This is a genomic window from Pseudomonas sp. P5_B2 (assembly GCF_056400445.1).
Genome location: NZ_JBFULH010001243.1, coordinates 1 through 807, shown reverse-complemented (window position 1 = coordinate 807; position 807 = coordinate 1). Strand labels below are relative to the sequence as shown.

1 protein-coding gene is annotated in these 807 nt (G+C 54.0%); it reads left to right on the top strand.

All coding sequences use genetic code 11. The annotated features are described in order from the left end of the window. A partial coding sequence (locus AC1DRJ_RS30510) for an OmpA family protein (protein WP_477805390.1) occupies positions 1–752 on the top strand: 752 nt, incomplete at its 5' end. Positions 753–807: the final 55 nt, after the last annotated feature.

The following is an 807-nucleotide window of genomic DNA, read 5'->3' as shown; positions in this document are numbered from 1 at the left end:
CTCAATACCACTTCAACAACGCTGGCGACGCTCTGCGTCCTTACGTTCAAGGTGGTGTTAAGCACGGCAGCATGACCAACGTACGTGATGATGGTCACTCGGGCCGTGATCAGTCGACTTTCCTGACTGCTGGCGCTGGCGTTAAGTGGTACTTCCTGGAAAACGTCTTCGCCCGTGCTGGTGTTGAAGCTGACTACAAACTGGACAACGGCCGTTGGGACTACATTCCTTCCGTTGGTCTGGGCGTAAACTTCGGTGGCGGCAACAAGCCTGCTCCGGTTGTTGCTCCAGAAGTTTGCTCCGACAGCGACAACGATGGCGTGTGCGACAACGTTGACAAGTGCCCAGACACCCCAGCCAACGTAACTGTTGACGCTGATGGCTGCCCGGCAGTTGCTGAAGTTGTTCGTGTAGAACTGGACGTGAAATTCGACTTCGACAAGTCGGTAGTCAAGCCAGACAGCTACGCTGACATCAAGAACCTGGCTGATTTCATGAAGCAGTACCCAGCCACCAACACTACTGTTGAAGGTCACACTGACTCCGTCGGTCCTGACGCTTACAACCAGAAACTGTCTGAGCGTCGTGCAAACGCCGTTAAACAAGTTCTGACCAACCAGTATGGTGTTGAAGGCTCGCGCGTTCAGTCCGTTGGCTACGGCGAAACTCGCCCAGTAGCTTCCAACGATACCGCTGAAGGTCGTGCAGTAAACCGTCGCGTAGAAGCGCAGGTTGAAGCTAACGCTAAGTAATTAGCGAAGCTCTGAGAAAAGCCCGGCTTAGGCCGGGCTTTTCTTTGTCTGCGAT